Raw genomic sequence first — 15,806 nt, 5'->3', positions numbered from 1 at the left:
GTACGCCTTCGCTTCGCCTCCGAACTTCGACGACAGAATCGTCGTGATCGCCGCCGTCAGCGTCGTCTTGCCATGATCAACGTGCCCAATCGTCCCCACGTTCACGTGCGGCTTGGTACGTTCAAACTTTCCCTTTGCCATGTCTAGCCCCTAAATCCCAAAACTCACTTCTTGTTGATGATCGCTTCGGCGACGTTCTTCGGCGCTTCGGCGTAATGCTTGAATTCCATCGAGTAGGTCGCACGCCCCTGGCTCAACGAACGCAAAGTCGTGGAATAACCAAACATCGCCGCAAGCGGAACTTCAGCCTTGATGGCCTTGATGCCACCCGGCAGATCTTCCATGCCCTGAACGATGCCGCGGCGACCCGACAGGTCGCCCATCACGTTGCCCATGTAGTCTTCAGGCGTCTCCACCTCGACCGCCATCATCGGCTCAAGCAGCACGGGACTCGCCTTGCGCATCGCGTCCTTGAATGCCATGGACGCAGCCATCTTGAAAGCATTCTCGTTCGAATCGACGTCGTGATACGAGCCGTCGAACAGCGTTACCTTCACGTCAACAACCGGGAAACCGGCAAGAACGCCATTCGGCAATGTTTCGCGCAGGCCCTTATCGACCGCGGGGATGAATTCGCGCGGGACGGTGCCGCCCTTGATCGCATCAACGAACTCGTAACCCTTGCCCGCTTCGTTCGGCTCGAGCTTGATCCAGACATGGCCGTACTGGCCACGACCACCCGATTGCTTGACGAACTTACCTTCCTGTTCGACTGACTTGCGCACGGCTTCGCGATAGGCGACCTGCGGGGCGCCGACGTTGGCTTCAACACCAAATTCGCGCTTCATCCGATCGACGATGATTTCGAGATGCAACTCGCCCATGCCCGAAATCACTGTCTGACCGGATTCCTCGTCGGTACGCACACGGAATGACGGATCTTCCTGCGCAAGACGCGACAGCGCCAAGCCCATCTTTTCCTGATCACCCTTCGTCTTCGGCTCGACAGCAACATGAATCACCGGCTCCGGAAATTCCATGCGCTCGAGCGTCACGGCATTGTCCGGATCACACAGCGTTTCGCCGGTGGTCACCGACGAGAGGCCGATCGCAGCCGCGATGTCGCCAGCGCGCACTTCCTCGATTTCCTGACGGTCGTTTGCGTGCATTTGCACCAGACGACCTATGCGATCCTTCTTGCCCTTGATCGGGTTGTACACCGTATCGCCTGACTTCAGCACACCCGAATAAACACGGATGAACGTGAGCTGACCGACGTACTTGTCCGACATGAGTTTGAACGCAAGCGCCGAGAATTTCTCGTCGTCCGCTGCGCGGCGCTCGACCGGTTTGTCGTCGTCATCCAGACCCTGGACCGGCGGAATATCAACCGGCGACGGGAGAAAATCGATCACGGCATCCAGCATTCGCTGCACACCCTTGTTCTTGAATGCCGTGCCACACAACATCGGATGGATTTCACCCGCGATAGTGCGGGTCCGCAGCCCGAGAATGATGTCCTTCTCGTCGAGGTCGCCGTTTTCAAGGTAGCGGTTCATCAGCTCTTCGCTGGACTCCGCCGCCGCCTCAATCATCTTTTCGCGCCATTCGTTGCATACATCAGCGAGCTCGGCAGGAATCTCTTCGTACGTGAATTTGATGCCCTGGGACGCCTCGTCCCACAGGATCGCCTTCATCTTGATCAGGTCGACAACGCCCTTGAAACCTTCTTCAGCACCGATAGGCACAACAACCGGCACCGGATTGGCATGCAGACGGGTCTTCAGCTGTTCATAGACCTTGAAGAAGTTCGCGCCCGTGCGATCCATCTTGTTGACAAAGGCCAGACGCGGCACGCCGTACTTGTTGGCTTGGCGCCAGACGGTTTCCGACTGCGGCTGCACACCGCCCACGGCGCAATACACCATGCAAGCGCCATCCAGCACACGCATCGAGCGCTCGACTTCAATCGTGAAGTCCACGTGCCCCGGTGTGTCGATGATATTGATGCGATGCTCGGGGTAGTCGCCCGCCATGCCCTTCCAGAAGGTCGTCACGGCAGCCGACGTAATGGTGATGCCGCGCTCCTGCTCCTGCTCCATCCAGTCAGTCGTGGCCGCACCGTCGTGCACTTCACCGAGCTTATGATTCACGCCGGTGTAATACAGAATTCGCTCGGTGGTCGTCGTCTTGCCGGCGTCGATGTGAGCGGAAATGCCGATATTCCGGTAGCGCTCGATCGGTGTCTTGCGTGCCACGATACAGTCCTTTGAAACAAGAGGCCGCCACAAGTGGCGGCCGTTCGATTAAGCGGGATGACTCAGAAACGGAAGTGCGAGAAGGCCTTGTTGGCGTCCGCCATCCGATGCACCTCGTCGCGCTTCTTCATCGCGGCGCCGCGACCTTCGGACGCTTCGAGCAGTTCAGCCGCAAGGCGCAGACCCATAGACTTTTCCGAGCGTTTGCGGGCGGCTTCACGCAACCAGCGCATCGACAGCGCCATACGACGCGACGGACGCACTTCAACCGGCACCTGGTAGTTGGCACCGCCAACGCGGCGACTTTTAACCTCGACAACCGGTTTCACGTTACTGATCGCCTGAGCAAAAACTTCAAGCGGATCCTTGCCGCTCTTGGTCTTGATCTGCTCGAAAGCGCCATACACGATGCGCTCAGCCACCGACTTCTTGCCGGCCGACATCAGAACATTTACAAACTTGGAGAGTTCGACGCTACCGAATTTCGGATCCGGCAGGATATCCCGCTTGGGTACTTCACGACGACGTGGCATGTTTAAACCCTTAACTTCCTGCTATTACACTGCACTGAGTACGCGCTGACGGAATCCGGTCAAGCCTTCTTCGGGCGCTTCGCGCCGTACTTGGAGCGCGACTGCTTGCGATCCTTCACACCCTGCAGATCAAGCGAACCGCGAACGATGTGGTAGCGCACACCCGGGAGATCCTTGACGCGACCACCGCGGATCAATACGACCGAGTGCTCCTGAAGATTGTGACCTTCACCACCGATGTACGAGATCACCTCGAAACCGTTGGTGAGACGCACCTTCGCGACCTTGCGCAGCGCCGAGTTCGGCTTCTTCGGAGTCGTGGTGTACACACGCGTGCAAACGCCGCGCTTTTGCGGGCAAGCCTCAAGGGCAGGCACTTTTGATTTGCTTACCGGCGACGTGCGCGGCTTGCGAACAAGCTGATTAATGGTTGGCATTTTTCGAGATTCCAAAAGACCGGAGGCGACGCCTTTTACGGTCGGCCCGCCTCCGTGACTCGTTCGCCCCGGGCCCGCTACGGTTGGCGGACCCACAAAGAGGCCGGATTATAGGCATACTTAACAGGTCGGGTCAACCGCCAGCTGGCCTTTGCCAATGGTGGTCGACCCTTCCACGAGTTACTGCTTTAGCTACTGCGCTTCACCGGTTTCCGCTTCGACCGGCATCGGGTCGTCACCGAACAGCACGCGATCCGCCGCCGCCGCATCGTCGCCACGCATCTGGCCGCGGCGGGTACGGTGATAGGCCAGACCGGTACCGGCCGGAATCAGACGTCCGACGATCACGTTCTCCTTGAGGCCACGCAATTCGTCGCGCTTGCCCATGATCGCTGCCTCGGTCAGCACGCGCGTCGTTTCCTGGAAGGACGCCGCGGAGATGAACGAATCGGTCGACAGCGAAGCCTTCGTGATGCCGAGCAGCATGTACTGGTACTCGCACGGACGCTTGCCCTCGGAAACGAGGCGATCGTTCTCGTCCAGCACTTCGGAGCGCTCCACCTGCTCTTCCCGGATGAACTTCGAATCGCCGGAGTCGACAATGACAACGCGACGAAGCATCTGGCGGACGATGACCTCGATGTGCTTGTCGTTGATCTTTACGCCCTGGAGGCGATACACATCCTGCACCTCGTCGATGATGTAGCGCGCCAGTTCCTCGACGCCCTTCAGACGCAGGATGTCGTGCGGTTCGACTGCACCGTCGACGATCACTTCGCCCTTGTTCACCACCTGACCGTCGTGCACCGTGACGTGCTTGTCCTTCGGAATCAGGAACTCGTTCACCGTGCCGTCCGGCTCGGTGATCACCAGGCGTTGCTTGCCTTTGGTGTCCTTGCCGAAAGACACCGTACCGGTCACCTCGGCCAACAGGCCGGCGTCCTTGGGCGAACGGGCTTCGAACAGTTCGGCCACACGCGGCAGACCACCGGTGATGTCGCGCGTCTTTGCCGACTCCTGCGGAATGCGCGCGAGCACGTCACCCACGCTGACCGTCTGACCATCCTTCACGGTGATGATGCAGCCCACCTGGAAGGTAATGGACACCGCCATCTCCGTGCCCGCAACCTTCACTTCCTCACCCGATTCAGTGAGCAGCTTGACCTGCGGACGCAAACCCTTCGTCGTCGTGCTGCGACGCTTCGGATCGATCACGACCAACGTGGTCAGGCCGGTCACATCGTCGACCTGCTTTGCCACGGTCACGCCTTCCTCGACGTGCTCGAAGCGGACCACCCCCGAGTATTCGGTGATGATCGGACGGGTGTGCGGATCCCAACTGGCGAGAGCGGTACCGGCCTTGATGGCCTGGCCTTCATCGACCTGCAGCGTGGCGCCGTACGGAACCTTGTGACGCTCGCGCTCGCGGCCGTGGTCGTCGGTGATGATGACTTCTGCACTGCGCGCGATGACGATCTTTTCGTTCTTCGCGCTGGTGACATAACGCATGTTCAGCGTGAAGCGGATGATGCCGGAGCTCTTCGCCTCGACGCCGCTTGCAGCGGCCGCCCTCGACGCCGCACCGCCGACGTGGAAAGTACGCATCGTGAGCTGGGTGCCCGGCTCGCCAATCGACTGCGCCGCGATCACGCCAACCGCCTCACCGGTATTCACCAGCTGGCCACGGCCCAGATCGCGGCCATAGCACTTGGCGCAAAGACCGTAACGGGTTTCGCAGGTCAGTGGCGTGCGGACCTTGACTTCATCCACACCGAGCGAGTCGATCAGGTCGCACTTGTCTTCGTCCAGCAGCTCACCGGCGTAGATCACCGTGGCCTGCGTCTCCGGATTCACCACATCGGCCGCTGTCGTGCGACCAAGGATGCGGTCACGCAGCGGTTCGATGACTTCACCGCCCTCGACCAACGCCTTCATCACGAAGCCTTCGCTGGTGCCGCAATCGTCCTCGGTCACCACCAGATCCTGCGTCACGTCGACCAGACGGCGCGTGAGGTAACCCGAGTTCGCCGTCTTCAGCGCGGTGTCGGCCAGACCCTTGCGGGCGCCGTGCGTCGAAATGAAGTACTGCAGAACGTTCAGGCCTTCACGGAAGTTGGTCGTGATCGGCGTTTCGATGATCGAGCCATCCGGCTTCGCCATCAGTCCGCGCATGCCGGCGAGCTGACGGATCTGCGCGGCGGATCCGCGCGCACCGGAGTCGGCCATCATGTAGATGGAGTTGAACGACTCCTGCTTGACCGTCTTGCCGTCGCGATCGACGGTGTCTTCCGTGCCGAGCTGGTCCATCATCGCCTTGGCGACCTGGTCACCGGCACGACCCCAGATGTCCACCACCTTGTTGTAACGCTCGCCGTCGGTCACCAGACCGGACGTGTATTGCTGGGCGATTTCCTTCACCTCGGCTTCGGCCGCGCTGATCAGCGTGTGCTTGGCATCCGGCACCAGCATGTCCTTCACCGCAATCGAAATGCCGGCGCGGGTCGCCAGTGCGAAACCGGCCTGCATCAGCTTGTCGGCAAAAATGACCGTTTCGCGCAGGCCGCAGCGCCGGAAGCTATGGTTGACCAGACGCGAGATTTCCTTCTTCTTCAACGCCTTGTCGAGCACGGTAAACGGCAGGCCCGGCGGCAGGATTTCCGACAGCATGGCGCGACCGACCGTCGTTTCGTAACGGGTCACCTTGTCGCGCTTCTCATCGTCAATCACTTCGACTTCGCGGATCCGCACCGAAATCTTGGAGTGCAGTTCGACGAAACCGTTGTCGTAGGCGCGGCGCATCTCATTCACGTTGGCGAACATCATGCCTTCGCCCTTGCCGTTGATCTTCGAACGGGTAGCGTAGTAAAGGCCGAGCACGATGTCCTGTGACGGCACGATGATCGGCTCGCCATTGGCCGGCGAAAGCACGTTGTTCGACGCCAGCATCAGCGTACGCGCTTCCATCTGCGCTTCCAGCGACAGCGGCACATGGACGGCCATCTGGTCGCCGTCGAAGTCGGCGTTGAACGCCACGCAGACCAGCGGGTGCAGCTGGATGGCCTTGCCTTCGATCAACATCGGCTCGAAAGCCTGGATGCCGAGGCGGTGCAGCGTCGGCGCACGGTTGAGCATGACCGGATGTTCGCGGATCACTTCTTCGAGGATGTCCCACACTTCCGGCACTTCCTGTTCGACCAGCTTCTTGGCGGCCTTGATGGTGGTCGCCATGCCGTTCAGTTCGAGCTTGTTGAAGATGAAGGGCTTGAACAGTTCGAGCGCCATCTTCTTCGGCAGGCCGCACTGATGCAGCTTGAGCTGCGGGCCGACCACGATGACCGAACGGCCCGAGTAGTCGACACGCTTGCCCAGCAGGTTCTGACGGAAACGACCGCCCTTGCCCTTGATCATGTCAGCCAGCGACTTCAGCGGGCGCTTGTTGGCGCCAGTCATCGCCTTGCCGCGACGGCCGTTGTCGAGCAGCGAATCCACTGCTTCCTGCAGCATGCGCTTTTCGTTGCGCACGATGATTTCCGGCGCCTTCAGTTCGAGCAGGCGCTTCAGCCGGTTGTTGCGGTTGATGACACGGCGGTACAGGTCGTTCAGGTCGGACGTCGCGAAGCGGCCACCGTCCAGCGGCACCAGCGGACGCAGGTCCGGCGGCAGCACCGGCAGCACTTCCAGAATCATCCACTCGGGTTTGATGCCCGAATGCTGGAAGCCTTCGAGGATCTTGAGCCGCTTGGAAATCTTCTTCATCTTCGCTTCGGAACTGGTCGCTTCCAGTTCGCCACGCAGCTTTTCGACTTCACGGTTCAGGTCGAGCGAACGCAGCATGCCGCGCACGCCTTCCGCACCCATGAACGCGGTGAAGTCGTCACCGTACTCTTCGACCTTGGCGAGGTAGTCATCTTCCGACAGCAGCTGCCCGCGGGCCAGCGGCGTCATGCCCGGATCGACGACGACGAAGCCTTCGAAGTACAGCACGCGTTCGATGTCGCGCAGCGTCATGTCGAGCACCATGCCCAGACGCGACGGCAGCGACTTCAGGAACCAGATGTGCGCGGTCGGGCTGGCCAGCTCGATGTGGCCCATGCGCTCGCGACGCACCTTCGACAGCGTGACTTCGACGCCGCACTTTTCGCAGATGACACCGCGGTGCTTCAGGCGCTTGTACTTGCCGCACAGGCACTCGTAGTCCTTCACCGGGCCGAATATCTTGGCGCAGAACAGACCGTCCCGCTCCGGCTTGAAGGTACGGTAGTTGATGGTTTCCGGCTTCTTGACTTCGCCGTAGGACCAGGAACGGATCTTGTCCGGCGACGCGAGGCCGATGGTGATCGCGTCGAACTCTTCTTCCTGGGTGACCTGCTTGAACAGATCCAGCAATGCTTTCATGGCAACTCCTTTGGGGCTAGTGGCTAGGGGCTAGGCGGGGTTGGCTTTCGCGCCCTGTCCTAGAACCGCTCCAAATCAATGTCGATGGCCAGCGACCGGATTTCCTTCACCAGCACGTTGAACGACTCCGGCATGCCGGCATCGATCTTGTGCTCGCCCTTGACGATGTTTTCGTACACCTTGGTACGACCCGTGACGTCGTCGGACTTGACGGTGAGCATTTCCTGCAGTGTGTAGGACGCGCCGTACGCTTCCAGTGCCCAAACTTCCATTTCACCGAAGCGCTGACCGCCGAACTGCGCCTTGCCGCCCAGCGGTTGCTGGGTAACGAGCGAGTACGGGCCGGTCGAACGGGCGTGCATCTTGTCGTCGACCAGGTGATGCAGCTTCAGCACGTGCATGTAGCCCACGGTCACCTGACGCTCGAAGGCCTCGCCGGTGCGGCCGTCGTACAGCGTCATCTGGCCGCCGGACGGCATGTCTGCCAACTCCAGCATGCGACGGATTTCCGACTCATGTGCGCCGTCGAACACCGGCGTCGCGAACGGCACGCCGTGCTTCAGGTTGCTCGCCAGCTCGAGCACTTCGTCGTCGGTCAGCGAGGTGATCTCTTCCGGCTTGCCGCTGCTGTTGTAGATCTCGTCCATGAAACTGCGCAGCTCGGCGAGATTGGCCTGACGACGCAGCATGCCATCGATCTTCTTGCCCAGGCCGCGCGCGGCCATGCCAAGGTGGGTTTCGAGGATCTGGCCGATGTTCATCCGCGACGGCACGCCGAGCGGATTGAGCACGATATCGACCGGCGTGCCGTCTTCCATGTGCGGCATGTCCTCGATCGGCGTGATCTTCGACACCACGCCCTTGTTGCCGTGACGGCCGGCCATCTTGTCGCCCGGTTGCAGGCGACGCTTCACAGCCAGATACACCTTGACCATCTTCTGTACACCCGGCGGCAGCTCGTCGCCCTGGGTCAGCTTCTTCTTCTTCAGCTCGAACGCGACATCGAAGTCGGTGCGGGTCTTTTCCAGCGACTCGCGCAGGCTCTCCAGTTGCGCCGCGATTTCTTCGTCCGCCATGCGGATGTCGAACCAGTTGTGCGGTTCCACGCCGTCGAGGTATTCGCGGGTGATCGTCGTGCCCTTCGCCAGGCGCTTCGGACCGCCATTGGCGACGCGACCGGCAAGCAGGCGTTCGATACGGGCAAAGGTGTCACGTTCGACGATGCGCATCTGGTCGCCCAGATCCTGGCGATAGCTGCGCAGCATGTCATCGACGATGGACTGCGCACGCTTGTCGCGCTCGATGCCTTCGCGGGTGAACACCTGCACGTCGATCACCGTGCCGTTCATGCCCGAAGGCACGCGCAACGAGGTGTCCTTCACGTCCGATGCCTTTTCGCCGAAGATGGCGCGCAGCAGCTTTTCTTCCGGCGTCAGCTGGGTTTCGCCCTTCGGCGTCACCTTGCCGACCAGCACGTCACCGGCTTCGACTTCAGCGCCGATATACACGATGCCCGATTCGTCGAGACGGCCGAGCTGGGCTTCGCCGAGCGACGCGATGTCGCGCGTGATTTCTTCAGGGCCCAGCTTGGTGTCGCGGGCAACGACGGTCAGCTCTTCGATGTGGATCGACGTGAAGCGATCTTCTGCGACCACACGCTCCGAGATCAGGATCGAATCTTCGAAGTTGTAGCCGTTCCACGGCATGAAGGCGACCAGCATGTTCTGACCGAGTGCCAGTTCGCCGAGGTCGGTCGAAGCACCGTCGGCCACCACATCGCCCTTGGCGATGATGTCGCCGCTCTTCACGACCGGACGCTGGTTGATGTTCGTGTTCTGGTTCGAACGCGTGTACTTCACCAGGTTGTAGATGTCGACGCCGACTTCGCCCGGCACCGTTTCGTCGTCATTGACGCGCACCACGATGCGGTTCGCATCAACGTAGTCGACCACACCGCCGCGCAATGCCTGCACCGCGGTGCCCGAGTCGACCGCAACCGTGCGTTCGATACCGGTACCGACGAAAGCCTTTTCGGGGCGCAGGCAGGGCACGGCCTGACGCTGCATGTTGGCACCCATCAACGCGCGGTTCGCATCGTCGTGCTCAAGGAACGGAATCAGCGAGGCGGCGACCGACACGATCTGACCCGGCGCGATGTCCATGTACTGGACCTGATCCGGCGTCGACAGCATGAACTCGCCCTTGTGACGGCATGACACCAGTTCGTCCGACAGGCCGCCCTTCTTGTCCAGGGAGGCGTTCGCCTGCGCGATCACGTACTTGCCTTCTTCGATCGCCGACAGGAAATCGATCTGTTCGGTGACATGGCTGCCGTCGACGCGGCGATACGGCGTTTCAAGGAAGCCGTACTTGTTGGTGCGGGCGTACAGCGCGAGCGAATTGATCAGACCGATGTTCGGGCCTTCCGGCGTTTCGATCGGGCATACGCGGCCGTAGTGGGTCGGATGCACGTCGCGCACTTCGAAGCCGGCACGCTCGCGCGTCAGGCCGCCCGGGCCCAGTGCGGACACGCGACGCTTGTGCGTGATTTCCGACAGCGGGTTGGTCTGGTCCATGAATTGCGACAGCTGGCTGGAACCGAAGAACTCCTTGATCGCTGCGCTGATCGGCTTGGCGTTGATCAGATCGTGCGGCATCAGGTTGTCCGACTCGGCCTGCGACAGCCGCTCCTTCACGGCGCGCTCGACGCGGACCAGACCGGCGCGGAACTGGTTCTCCGCCAGTTCGCCGACCGAACGCACGCGACGATTGCCGAGGTGATCAATGTCGTCGATTTCGCCCTTGCCGTTACGCAAATCGACCAGGATGCGGATGACGTCGACGATGTCTTCGTTCGACAGTGTGGCCGCACCTTCAATTGCATCGCGACCGACGCGACGATTGAACTTCATGCGGCCGACGGCCGACAGGTCGTAGCGCTCTTCCGAATAGAACAGGCCGTGGAACAGCGTTTCCACCGCGTCTTCCGTCGGCGGCTCGCCCGGGCGCATCATGCGGTAGATGGCGACACGCGCCTGCCACTGGTCGGCGGTTTCGTCGGTGCGCAGCGTCTGCGAAATGTACGGGCCGCGATCCAGGTCATTCACGTACAGCGTCGAAATCTCGCCGACGCCTGCCACGCTCAGCTTGGCCAGCAGCTCTTCGGTGATTTCATCGTTAACGTTCGCCAGTACTTCCCCGGTTTCCGAATCGATCACGGCGCCCGAGAACACACGTCCGACGAGAAAGTCTTCCGGCACCACGATGGCTTCGGTGCCCGACTCGGCCAGTTCGCGGATGTGTTTGGCGGTGATGCGCTTGTCTTTCGCCACGACGACCTTGCCCGAGCCGTCGATGATGTCGAACTTTGCGACTTCGCCGCGCAGACGTTCCGGCACCAGCTTCATCTGGATGCCGCCCTTGGCGGCCAGATCGAAGGCGTCGAATTCGAAGAACGTGGACAGGATTTGCGTCGGCGTCATGCCGATCGCCTTCAACAGGATCGTGACCGGCATCTTTCGGCGACGGTCAACACGGAAGTAGAGGAAATCCTTCGGATCGAATTCGAAGTCCAGCCAGGAACCGCGGTAGGGAATAATGCGGGCCGAGAACAACAGCTTGCCCGAGCTGTGGGTCTTGCCGCGGTCATGCTCGAAGAACACGCCCGGCGAGCGGTGCAACTGGCTGACGATGACACGTTCTGTGCCGTTGATGACGAAGGAACCGGTGGTCGTCATGAGCGGAATTTCGCCCATGTACACTTCCTGCTCCTTCACTTCCTTGATGGTTTCCTTCGGCGCTTCGCGGTCCATGATGACCAGGCGCACGCGGGCGCGCAGCGGACTTGCGAAAGTCAGGCCGCGCTGATGACATTCCTTGACGTCGAATGCGGGTTCGCCGAGCATGAAGTGCACGAATTCGAGGCGCGCATTACCTGAATGCGAACTGATCGGGAAGATCGACGTGAAAGCAGCCTGCAGGCCCTGGTTGCGACGGGATTCGGTGGGAATCTCGGCCTGCAGGAACTGAGTGTAGGACTCCAGCTGGGTCGCCAGCAGGAACGGTACGTCGAGTACCGCATCGCGCTTGGCAAAGCTTTTGCGGATGCGCTTCTTCTCGGTGTAGGTATAGGCCATGAAATCTCCGGGCATAGAGTGCGATGGCCGGGGAAAACGGAGCGTGCGCCACCCGGCGCGCGGTCCATGTTTCACCACGGAATGCAATCAGGACAACGTCACCGGCGGTTGGCCTCTACCAACCCCTGGGCTGACAACGAAAGCGCGGGCATGAGCACCCGAGGCGGGACTTTCGTTCGACCGGAAACGGTCTTCCGTGATCGCTTCGGAAGACAAGGAAAACACGTTCGCACACGCGCTTTCCTGGTATCCCCAAACGGCGACGGGAGTACGGCCCGAAGGCACGCACTCCCGCCGATCAGGTCGGACTTACTTGATTTCGACCTTGGCGCCTGCGTCGTCCAGCTGTTTCTTCAGGGCTTCTGCGTCAGCCTTCGAAATGGCTTCCTTCACCGCCTTCGGTGCGCCATCCACGAGGTCCTTCGCTTCCTTCAGGCCCAGGCCGGTGACGGCGCGAACGACCTTGATGACTTCAACCTTCTTTTCGCCTGCGGCCAGCAGCATGACGGTGAATTCGGTCTGCTCTTCAGCGGCCGGAGCGGCAGCAGCGGCCGGGGCGGCAGCAACGGAAACCGAGGCGGCGGCGGACACGCCGAACTTCTCTTCCATGTCCTTGATCAGTTGCGACAGTTCGAGAACCGACATTGCGGCAACAGCTTCCAGGACCTGCTCTTTGCTAATCGACATTTAAAAACTCCTGATTCAAGCGCCGGGATGAATTCCAGCGGCGCGGGATGGTGGTGTGGTCGTTCGTGAAGCCTGAACTCAGGCAGACTGCTTTTCGCGTTCGTCGCGCACCGCTGCGAGCGTACGGACGAACTTGCCCGGCACCTCGTTGAGGGTTTGCACAAACTTTGCGATCGGCGCCTGCATCGTGCCCAGAAGTGTTGCGAGCAGTTCATCGCGGCTCGGCATCGTGGCCAACGCCTTGACGCCTGCGGCGTCCATGACGTGGTTGGCCAGTGCGCCGCCCTTGATGACCAGCTTGTCGTTGCCCTTGACGAATTCCTGCAGGACCTTTGCCGCCGATACCGGATCGGCGGACATGCCATACATCAGCGGTCCGGTCATGTCCTTCGCCAGCCCCTCGAAAGGGGTACCCTCGACAGCGCGACGTGCCAGCGTGTTCTTCAGAACGCGCAGGTAGACACCCTGTGCTCGGGCCTGGGCACGCAAACGCGTGACATCGCCCACTTCCAGACCGCGGTTCTCGGCGATCACGATCACCTGCGCACCCGCAACTTCAGCGGCCACACCGGCGACGACTTCCTTCTTCTGATCGAGATTGAGTCCCAAGGTCTACTCCCATGATTACGGTCGTCAGGCACACATCGCTGCCCACCTGACGAACCACCTGCGGCGACCGTATCAGGAGAAGAAACTGTCCGTGAGGACACCATCCATCCTGTGTCGGGTAACGCCATCTGCGCAGGCGGAGTGTTCGCTCCATTACGCCCGATCGGGCACCTGCGGTCTTTGACAACCTGCCACCCCATACGGGCGGTGGCAGCCCAAAGTTCTTTTGAGCACCCGGCGAGCCGGGCGCGAATGCTTACTGCACCGACGCCTGATCGACGCGGATGCCGACACCCATCGTGGTCGTGACCGACACCTTGCGCAGATACACGCCCTTGGCCGCAGCCGGACGCGCCTTGTTCAGCGCTTCGATCAGTGCCTTGATGTTGGTGGTGAGTTGCTCCGGCGTGAAGGACGCGCGGCCAACGGTACATTGCACGATGCCACCCTTGTCGGTGCGGTACTGCACCTGACCGGCCTTCGCGTTCCTGACCGCCGTGGCGACATCCATCGTCACGGTGCCCACCTTCGGATTCGGCATCAGGCCGCGCGGACCGAGGATCTGACCCAGGGCACCGACGACGCGCATCGCGTCCGGCGTCGCGATCGCGACGTCGAAATTCAGATTGCCTTCCTTGACCTGGGCTGCCAGATCGTCGAAGCCGACGACGTCCGCACCGGCGGCACGTGCTTCGTCAGCCTTGGCACCCTGCGCGAACACGGCGACGCGTACCGACTTGCCGGTACCTGCCGGCAGCACGACCGAACCACGGACCAACTGGTCCGACTTCTTCGCGTCGATACCGAGATTCACGGCCAGATCGACCGATTCATCAAATTTGGCGTTCGCGGTTTCCTTGACCAGCGCGAGCGCATCGGCCAACGGGTAACTGCGGTTGCGATCAACCTTGGCGCGCAGCGCCTGAACGCGTTTGGACAGTTTCGCCATGATTACAGCCCCTCCACCGTGATGCCCATGCTGCGGGCCGAACCGGCGATCGTGCGCACTGCGGCGTCAAGATCACTCGCCGTCAGATCCTTGTTCTTCACCTTGACGATCTCTTCAAGCTGGGCGCGGGTCACCTTGCCCACCTTGTCGGTGTGCGGCTTGGGCGAGCCCTTGGTGATGCCGGCGGCCTTCTTGATGAGAATGGTCGCCGGGGGCGACTTCATCACGAAGGTGAATGACTTGTCCGCATAGGCGGTGATGACCACCGGAATCGGCAGGCCCGGTTCCATGCCCTGGGTCTGCGCATTGAATGCCTTGCAGAACTCCATGATGTTCAAACCGCGCTGACCCAGCGCGGGACCGATCGGGGGCGACGGATTCGCCTTCCCGGCCGGCACTTGCAGCTTTACATAGCCGACGATTTTCTTCGCCATGATGACTCCTGATGTGAGTGATAGCGTGACGCGCGGTCACCGGACCGTCTGTCACTCCTCGACCGGTGCAAACACCGGAAACAATTGCGCGGCACGGCCCTCAGGCCTTGCCGCGCACCCGGACAACGCCTTCCGGCGCTGCCTCAATTTCAGGATCCGACCCCGATCCAAACTCTTGGGATCAGACCTTCTCGACCTGTGCAAATTCGAGCTCGACCGGCGTCGCGCGACCGAAAATAGTCACCGACACATGCAGGCGACTCTTGTCGTAATTGACGCTTTCTACCGATCCGTTGAAATCGGTGAACGGGCCATCCTTGACCCGAACCAATTCACCCACCTCAAACAGCACCTTCGGACGGGGCTTTTCAACCCCTTCCTGCATCTGCTGCATGATCTTCTCGACTTCCTTCTCGGAAATCGGTGTCGGCTTGTTGGCACTGCCACCAACGAAACCCGTAACCTTGGGCGTGCTCTTCACGAGGTGCCAGCTGTCCTCGTCCATGTCCATTTCGACAAGCACGTAACCCGGGAAGAACTTGCGCTCGGACACCGCTTTCTGGCCGCCACGCATCTCGACAACTTCTTCCACCGGCACGAGGATCTGGCCGAACTTGTCCTGCATGCTCGCCCGGGTAATCCGCTCGACGAGCGCGCGCTGCACCGATTTCTCGAAACCGGAATAAGCATGTACGACGTACCAACGCTTGCTCATGATTTTTTCCAGCCCAGGATGAGGTCGTACAACACCCACTCGAAGCTCTTGTCGGTCAGCCACAGAAAAACGGCCATGACGAACACGAAGCCAAACACGATCGCTGTCGTTTGCACCGTTTCCTTGCGACTCGGCCACGCAACCTTCTTCGCCTCCGCCACCGATTCATTGGCAAATTCGAAGAAGCGGCGACCCTGCGTCGTATACCAGGCGACGGCAATACCTGCCGCGATGCCGCCGACAACGGACAGCACGCGTACCGCCATGATCTGGTCGGAGAAAACATAGAAGCCGGCCAGCCCTGCGATCAGCAGTGCAATGGCCAGCGCAAGCTTCAACTGGTCGGTCATGAATGTCCGGGAACGCTCAGGCGCTCCGCAAAATTACCCGTCCTGATTACCGGGATGGCAGGGGCAGAGGGAATCGAACCCCCAACCTTCGGTTTTGGAGACCGACGCTCTGCCAATTGAGCTATGCCCCTGCAAAACAGACCCGGCCTGCTCGCGCAGACCGGGGCACATCAACCTGCTTAAGCGATGATCTTGGCAACCACGCCCGCACCCACCGTACGACCGCCTTCGCGGATCGCAAAGCGCAGACCTTCTTCCATCGCGATCGGCGCAATCAGCTTCACCGTGATCGACACGTTGTCG

12 protein-coding genes, 1 tRNA gene and 1 pseudogene are annotated in these 15,806 nt (G+C 60.9%); all 14 read right to left on the bottom strand.

Annotated elements, in window-relative coordinates; genetic code table 11:
• On the bottom strand, positions 1 to 141 hold a 141-nt coding region (locus Q8Q80_RS12525), incomplete at its 3' end, for a GTP-binding protein (protein ID WP_305633223.1).
• Positions 142 to 164: 23 nt separating this feature from the next.
• Positions 165 to 2,258: an elongation factor G gene (gene fusA / locus Q8Q80_RS12520; RefSeq protein ID WP_305614851.1), complete on the bottom strand. Its 2,094-nt coding sequence runs from the start codon at positions 2,256 to 2,258 to the stop codon at positions 165 to 167.
• Positions 2,259 to 2,320: 62 nt separating this feature from the next.
• Positions 2,321 to 2,791, bottom strand: a complete 471-nt coding sequence (rpsG, locus tag Q8Q80_RS12515; RefSeq protein ID WP_069039297.1) for a 30S ribosomal protein S7 — start codon at positions 2,789 to 2,791, stop codon at positions 2,321 to 2,323.
• 59 nt (positions 2,792 to 2,850) lie between these two features.
• A complete protein-coding gene (rpsL, locus tag Q8Q80_RS12510; protein WP_008061703.1) occupies positions 2,851 to 3,228 on the bottom strand; it encodes a 30S ribosomal protein S12 in 378 nt (125 codons plus the stop codon).
• 192 nt (positions 3,229 to 3,420) lie between these two features.
• Positions 3,421 to 7,623, bottom strand: coding sequence for a DNA-directed RNA polymerase subunit beta' (gene rpoC / locus Q8Q80_RS12505; protein ID WP_305633222.1), 4,203 nt, complete (start codon positions 7,621 to 7,623; stop codon positions 3,421 to 3,423).
• A 59-nt stretch (positions 7,624 to 7,682) separates the two neighbouring features.
• A complete protein-coding gene (gene rpoB / locus Q8Q80_RS12500; protein ID WP_305633221.1) occupies positions 7,683 to 11,759 on the bottom strand; it encodes a DNA-directed RNA polymerase subunit beta in 4,077 nt (1,358 codons plus the stop codon).
• Positions 11,760 to 12,068: 309 nt separating this feature from the next.
• Positions 12,069 to 12,446 carry a 50S ribosomal protein L7/L12 gene (gene rplL / locus Q8Q80_RS12495; RefSeq protein WP_257082510.1) on the bottom strand — a complete coding sequence of 126 codons (378 nt, stop codon included), beginning with the start codon at positions 12,444 to 12,446 and terminating at the stop codon, positions 12,069 to 12,071.
• A 78-nt stretch (positions 12,447 to 12,524) separates the two neighbouring features.
• A complete protein-coding gene (gene rplJ / locus Q8Q80_RS12490; protein ID WP_257098470.1) occupies positions 12,525 to 13,055 on the bottom strand; it encodes a 50S ribosomal protein L10 in 531 nt (176 codons plus the stop codon).
• Positions 13,056 to 13,311: 256 nt separating this feature from the next.
• Complete coding sequence (rplA, locus tag Q8Q80_RS12485) at positions 13,312 to 14,004, bottom strand: 50S ribosomal protein L1 (RefSeq protein WP_305633220.1); 693 nt, start codon at positions 14,002 to 14,004, stop codon at positions 13,312 to 13,314.
• Between the two features lie 2 nt (positions 14,005 to 14,006).
• Positions 14,007 to 14,438, bottom strand: a complete 432-nt coding sequence (rplK, locus tag Q8Q80_RS12480) for a 50S ribosomal protein L11 (protein WP_305633219.1) — start codon at positions 14,436 to 14,438, stop codon at positions 14,007 to 14,009.
• A 181-nt stretch (positions 14,439 to 14,619) separates the two neighbouring features.
• Complete coding sequence (gene nusG / locus Q8Q80_RS12475; RefSeq protein ID WP_069039290.1) at positions 14,620 to 15,153, bottom strand: transcription termination/antitermination protein NusG; 534 nt, start codon at positions 15,151 to 15,153, stop codon at positions 14,620 to 14,622.
• The gene (gene secE / locus Q8Q80_RS12470) at positions 15,150 to 15,503 is read right to left on the bottom strand and encodes a preprotein translocase subunit SecE (RefSeq protein WP_305633218.1); all 354 of its coding nucleotides are present in this window, start codon (positions 15,501 to 15,503) and stop codon (positions 15,150 to 15,152) included. Before secE ends, nusG begins: the two co-directional genes overlap by 4 nt.
• Positions 15,504 to 15,558: 55 nt before the next feature.
• Positions 15,559 to 15,634: transfer RNA gene (locus tag Q8Q80_RS12465), tRNA-Trp, on the bottom strand.
• 48 nt (positions 15,635 to 15,682) lie between these two features.
• Positions 15,683 to 15,806, bottom strand: a pseudogene (locus Q8Q80_RS12460) (elongation factor Tu); the annotation flags it as partial.

It is taken from the genome of Methyloversatilis sp. (assembly GCF_030698125.1).
Taxonomy (GTDB): domain Bacteria; phylum Pseudomonadota; class Gammaproteobacteria; order Burkholderiales; family Rhodocyclaceae; genus Methyloversatilis.
Note: the sequence above shows the minus strand (reverse complement) of the source record. Positions and strands in the feature narration are given on the sequence as shown.

What these genes read in the sequence shown, in the direction of transcription:
- secE (WP_305633218.1), bottom strand. Translation starts at nt 15,503, where the DNA reads ATGACCGACCAGTTGAAGCTTGCGCTGGCCATTGCACTGCTGATCGCA.
- rplK (WP_305633219.1), bottom strand. Translation starts at nt 14,438, where the DNA reads ATGGCGAAGAAAATCGTCGGCTATGTAAAGCTGCAAGTGCCGGCCGGG.
- rpsG (WP_069039297.1), bottom strand. Translation starts at nt 2,791, where the DNA reads ATGCCACGTCGTCGTGAAGTACCCAAGCGGGATATCCTGCCGGATCCG.
- rpoB (WP_305633221.1), bottom strand. Translation starts at nt 11,759, where the DNA reads ATGGCCTATACCTACACCGAGAAGAAGCGCATCCGCAAAAGCTTTGCC.
- nusG (WP_069039290.1), bottom strand. Translation starts at nt 15,153, where the DNA reads ATGAGCAAGCGTTGGTACGTCGTACATGCTTATTCCGGTTTCGAGAAA.
- rplL (WP_257082510.1), bottom strand. Translation starts at nt 12,446, where the DNA reads ATGTCGATTAGCAAAGAGCAGGTCCTGGAAGCTGTTGCCGCAATGTCG.
- rpoC (WP_305633222.1), bottom strand. Translation starts at nt 7,623, where the DNA reads ATGAAAGCATTGCTGGATCTGTTCAAGCAGGTCACCCAGGAAGAAGAG.
- rpsL (WP_008061703.1), bottom strand. Translation starts at nt 3,228, where the DNA reads ATGCCAACCATTAATCAGCTTGTTCGCAAGCCGCGCACGTCGCCGGTA.
- rplA (WP_305633220.1), bottom strand. Translation starts at nt 14,004, where the DNA reads ATGGCGAAACTGTCCAAACGCGTTCAGGCGCTGCGCGCCAAGGTTGAT.